General features: G+C 31.3%; 6 protein-coding genes. All 6 read left to right on the forward strand.

All coding sequences use genetic code 11. The annotated features are described in order from the left end of the window. Positions 1–23 precede the first annotated feature (23 nt). The 6 genes from G498_RS0109660 to G498_RS0109695 all read left to right on the forward strand — a co-directional run bounded on the left by G498_RS0109660 (position 24) and on the right by G498_RS0109695 (position 5,033). Positions 24–446 carry a hypothetical protein gene (locus G498_RS0109660; RefSeq protein WP_026980979.1) on the forward strand — a complete coding sequence of 141 codons (423 nt, stop codon included), beginning with the start codon at positions 24–26 and terminating at the stop codon, positions 444–446. Between the two features lie 172 nt (positions 447–618). Next, a complete protein-coding gene (locus G498_RS0109665) occupies positions 619–1,062 on the forward strand; it encodes a hypothetical protein (protein ID WP_026980980.1) in 444 nt (147 codons plus the stop codon). Positions 1,063–1,252: 190 nt separating this feature from the next. After that, positions 1,253–1,711 carry a hypothetical protein gene (locus tag G498_RS0109670; RefSeq protein WP_026980981.1) on the forward strand — a complete coding sequence of 153 codons (459 nt, stop codon included), beginning with the start codon at positions 1,253–1,255 and terminating at the stop codon, positions 1,709–1,711. 189 nt (positions 1,712–1,900) lie between these two features. Further along, entirely contained in the window at positions 1,901–2,701 is an 801-nt protein-coding gene (locus G498_RS14975; RefSeq protein WP_035745134.1) for a zinc ribbon domain-containing protein, read from the forward strand. A gap of 1,189 nt (positions 2,702–3,890) precedes the next feature. Beyond that, positions 3,891–4,499, forward strand: a complete 609-nt coding sequence (locus tag G498_RS0109690) for a MepB family protein (RefSeq protein WP_244877129.1) — start codon at positions 3,891–3,893, stop codon at positions 4,497–4,499. 216 nt (positions 4,500–4,715) lie between these two features. Then, complete coding sequence (locus G498_RS0109695; RefSeq protein WP_026980983.1) at positions 4,716–5,033, forward strand: hypothetical protein; 318 nt, start codon at positions 4,716–4,718, stop codon at positions 5,031–5,033. The last annotated feature ends 336 nt before the right edge of the window (positions 5,034–5,369 follow it).

Here is a 5,369-nt window from a genome sequence, read left to right on the forward strand (position 1 = left end):
CGAAATCAATACCAATGTAATAAATGATCAAATCTCAACTTTTACTAGATATCCTAGATTTAATATTTGATGGATTGGAAAATGAAAAGAACTTACGTTGTCAAATTCCTTTTCTTAAGGAAAACAACCAAGAACATACTGGAATTGGGCTTTTCATCAATCTTGATGCAGATAAAAATATTAATGATTACAAAATACCAACCATTAATAACTCAAACAAAAATGTCGATGGGAACCCAATTGAAAGAATTGATGGATTAGAATTAATCAATGAATCACAGAATATTTTAGCAGATATTTCTGTTCATCTAACAAATGGTATAATTGATTGCGTAGAAATTTGGAATAAAAATGGCGAAAATTATCCCAAAAATGAGCCAAACAAATATCAATTAATTCAAAATTGGATTGTCCCAGAAAAACGAAAAACTATAGTCAGAAATTAATAAGCACTACACACAACAGCGGTTTAGCCGCATTGCTGGTCTAAACTTTAAAAGAAAATCCTTCGGATTTTCATGCACTACATTTCATAGCAAATATTTCGTAAATTGCCGCAACGACGGCCAAGCTGCGGGAACGTTATGGGCAAGGCTAGCCAACGAAATCGATAAAAAAATGATCATTATAAATAAATTGACTATTCTGGACGACAAAATACTCTATGAGCTAGATTCGCAGAATAAATGGAAACTTGACATTGAAAAAATTAAGTTCATAGGAGAATACACTACATCGGCTGGACGATTAGCTGAAGATTGGTTTTTTGTTTTTGCAGATACTATTGACCAATGGTGGCAAGCACCTTCAACTGCAATTGATCATGAAGAATTTTGGGAACAATTAGGAAAAAAACTTAATTGCGAATTAGCACCTAACCTTTTTGCTTCAACAAATTGGGCAACAAGGGTTTTATACCCTAAAACGCTTGATGGTCAAGAGTTATTTTTGCTCATAAAATCAGAACCAAAACCTAAAACATTTTGGCAAAAACTCTTTAAAACTAATAATGATAATGTACGCCTTGAATTAACAGAAAATGTAAAAAGTCTTTTCAAATAATAAGACTGAAAAGCCCAGCCCATAACAGCGGTTTAAACCAATGGCTAGGTCAGTGAATATTAGGAAAAGTTGTTGTTTGCACTTCTGCACTTTTATTCAACATTTTCTTTTAAACTTTTCGGTATATTTGTGATGGCTTGGGCTTGGCAATACGCCACTGTTTTAAGCCGCAAAACGTTAACTGCAAGTTATGAAAAACGAGACGGTTACGAACAGGAATAAAATTTCTAAAATTTACAACTTGAAAAAAAGCTTTCTTTTAATCGCTGGAATTTTTATAGCAATCTATACTTACAATAATTTCTTTATGGGTAAAACATTACTTGGAAAATATGTAAATAGAAATTTTGAAAATGATTTTATTGGAACTAATCCACATGTTGCTGATACTTTAATCTTAAAAAAAGACAATCAATTCGAAAGTCCTTATTATGGAAAAGGTAAATACAACATAACTTATTCATTAGATGGGACAAAAATTGAATTGTCCTATGGTGAAGGACAGACAAATATTAATATAAATGAAAATCAAATTAACATATCTAATGAAGAGTCATTTGAAACTTATATAAATAGAATTTGGTTTTTAGGAAATCCCAGAATTATGCTATTTGAGGATTTGGATCAATACTATGAAAAAATAGATTAACCAGCAGTTAACAGCGGTTTTAAGAAATGGCGGGGCTTGGTGATTTTTTGGAATGGTTTGGGCTTGCATTTCTTCTTTTACTGAACGTTTTTCTTTTATTCTTTTCGGTATATTTGTAAACATCAGTAATAAAAAATCCGCCACTTCATAAAGCCGGCGGGACGTTAGCAAACATTTTTAAAAAACGACATGAATATTAATATTCCTGATAAAATATCAAAATTTTTAGTTCTAATAGGTATTCTTTTACTTACTTACGGAATATATCGCGGCGATCAAAATGATCAAAAATATTTTGAAAAAATTGATTTATATAATCAATGGCATGATTCTGTTTCAATAAATGAACTTAAAACAGATAATTATCTAAATAACTTAAAAAGCGTATCAGAAGATTTAGCAATTAAGTATAATATTAAAAATCCAATCTACTCAACAGATTCAACAACGCATTTTAACCGACTTTTAAATGGTGAAAAAAATGCAGTTTTAGTAAGTGACTCAATCAATAAAATGTGGGAGACATATGTACAATTAAAATTTAAAAATAAATTGTATCATAAAAAAGCTGATATGCTTGATAAAAATTTAGAGGCAGAAAAAAAATTCAAACAAGATTCTCAAGGTATCTTTATTAATATAATTGTACTTGGTTTTTGCTTTTTAATGCTTGGTTTATTCTTATGGTTTATAGATGAACATGATACAAAAACCGGGGTTAAACAAAGTGATTCAATCTATAAATGGTGTCAAAGTTGTGGAAAATCTTTTAGTTCTATAAGAATTAATGGACTAAACAAGGATGGGCAAGCAAATTTGGCATTTTGCAACTGCTGTTATGACAATGGTGAATTTACAAAACCACAATTAACTAAAGAAGATTTCTTAAATGAAGCGCTTATTGAATTAAAATCAAAGCCTTGGCTTGTTAGAAAATTATTAGCGGTAAGATTAAATAATTTAGATCGTTGGAATCCTGACAAATATTAAAACGTTTGCTAACAGCGGTTTTGTGCAAGCGAGGTTTTGGGATTTATCGGTAAAGGCTTGGTGTTTGTATTTTCTTCTTTCTTTCGGGATTTTTCGTTTCTAACTTTTCGGTATATTTGTGAACATCAGTAATAAAAATCCTCGCCTGACACAAAGCCGGCGGGACGTTATAATTCATTGCTCCGGTTTGTAATCCAGGTTCAGTTTTTAATGGAAAGTTCTGGTTTAAAAAATCAAAACTTTACGCATAATTTAATCAAATAACTGTGTGTGAAAACGTTGTCTATAATTAGTTTTTAAATTCTTTACGCAATAGTTACGGAATTACTTTGTCGAGTTTCTTTGTAGAAATTCTTTGTGGTTACTTTGTAGAAATTCGTTGTCTAAAACCTAGAAAAAGAAGAATCTGTTCATTAAAAGAAGCGAAATACATTGCGCAATTGGAGTGTCAAATATTGTGGTTACTGTGTGTAAAATTCTTTGTGTGTCGCAACAAATTATAACAACGGTTTAGCCGCATTGCTGGCATAAAACACTAAAAGAAAATCCTTCGGATTTTCATGCGCTGCATTTCATAACATATTTTTCGTAAATTGCCGCAACGACGGCTAAGCCTGAAACGTTATAAATCAGTTGCCTTGCGCGCGCAAAAATCAGAACCTAAACGATTTCTACAAATAAATTTTCCATCAAATTTTATAACTATCAATTATAATTGTTGTGGAAAAATATTGTGGAAAAACGTTGTAAAAATTGGTACGTGAAAAACTAAACGTAAAAGCAATACTGGAAACTCAGTACGCAAATCTTTGAAAATCACATTCATCTAAAATTTGCCACAAGTGTAAATTAAAAATTTACACCTGATGACAAATCACACGCCTGAATAGAATGCCAACGCTCATTAGCATTTTAGTTTTTTTATTGAATTTTAAGTGCTGTTTAAAAAAACTAAAAAGCTAATTTTCCTTCGCTCCTTTCCTGCCAATTGGAACGCAAAAAACAGTGCCGGAAAATTGGAGTGTCCCAAGTTTGTGGGGCAACCGAATTTATAACAGCAGTTTGGCAAAATTGCTAGGCTTGGTTTTTATCGGTAAGCGATATTGTTTGCATTTCTTCTCCGAAGTCAGGTTTTTTCTTTCTAACTTTTCGGTATATTTGTGAACGTAAATCATTAACTGTCGCAACTTTGCCAAGCTGCAACACGTTAGCTGTCATTGCCACGCGACGCAGAAAAACTGAACTTACAAAAAAATTAATTCATCCAGATTTGATAAATTCCAACAACACATTTTCCGAAATTGAACTTATAAATAACTATATTTTTCAAGTTTGTGGAATAATGCTTGAAAATGTAGAAACCGAATTGGAAAGCCAAGAATATTTTGCGCATAATTTTGAACTGAATAAACAAAAAGCAAAATTTAGAATGGCGAAAATTACACCCACAAAAACTGGACAATTTGTAGCGATTTGGAAACGAAACGAAAACGGAATAACAGAACCGCATAATGTTGACGACGAATTTGATTTTTTTATAATCGCAACTCGACAGGAAGAAAAGTTTGGTGTTTTTATTTTTAACAAAACAGTTTTAAGTGAAAACAAAATTTTGACAACTAAAAAAAGTCACGGAAAACGTGGTATAAGAGTTTATCCAACTTGGAGTATAACAGAAAACAAGCAAGCAAAAAAAACTCAAAATTGGCAAACAAAATATTTTGTAGAAATTTGGACTGAAACTGACATAAACAAAGCAAAAGAGTTACTGAAAATTGAATTAAAAGAACTAACCTAAAAAGCAACGAACAGCTAACAAGGGTTTAGCCGCATTGCTGGTCTAAACTTTAAAAGAAAATCCTTCGGATTTTCATGCGCTGCATTTCATAATAATATTTTTCTTAAATTGCCGCAACGACGGCTAAGCCTGAAACGTTATGCGACAGCTTGGAAAAACGAAACGCAAAAGACTGACAATTAATCAAAAACAAATTACTAATTAAAAATAACATAAATGAATAAGTGGAAAATTGCTTTCTGGATTTGCTTTGTATTTCTAATATTAGTAATAGGATTTTCAACTTATTCAATTGTTGATCAAGGTGTAACTTTAACATATCAAAAAGAAGGTTATCAAAACACAGAAAATGATCTCGACAATCTAATCGGAATTATAAATCGTACTGATTTAACAAAAATACAAATTGAGAAAGAGCTCAAAAACCACATTTTTTATGAGCATATGAACTTTAAATTAGACACTATTTCACTTGAAAGAGTTTCTCTAATATTTGAAAATGATAAATTAATCAAGATTCAAAAAAACTGGTAACGAAACAAAAGCCGATCGCATAACAGCGGTTTTAAGAAATGGCGGGTTTAGGGATTTATCGGTAATGGTCAGTGAATATTTTCTTTCTTCGAAACAAGTTTTTTCTTTCTAACTTTTCGGTATATTTGTAAACATCAGTAATAAAAATCCGCCACTTCTTAAAGCCGGCGGGACGTTATAAATCAGTTGCCTTGCGCGCGTAAAAATCAGAACCTAAACGATTTCTACAAATAAATTTTCTATCAAATTTTATAACTATCAATTATAATTGTTGTGGAAAAATATTGTGGAAAAACGTTGTGAAAATTGGTGCGTGAAAAACTAAACGTAAAAGCA

The sequence above is a fragment of the Flavobacterium suncheonense GH29-5 = DSM 17707 genome (genome assembly GCF_000430025.1).
GTDB lineage: Bacteria > Bacteroidota > Bacteroidia > Flavobacteriales > Flavobacteriaceae > Flavobacterium > Flavobacterium suncheonense.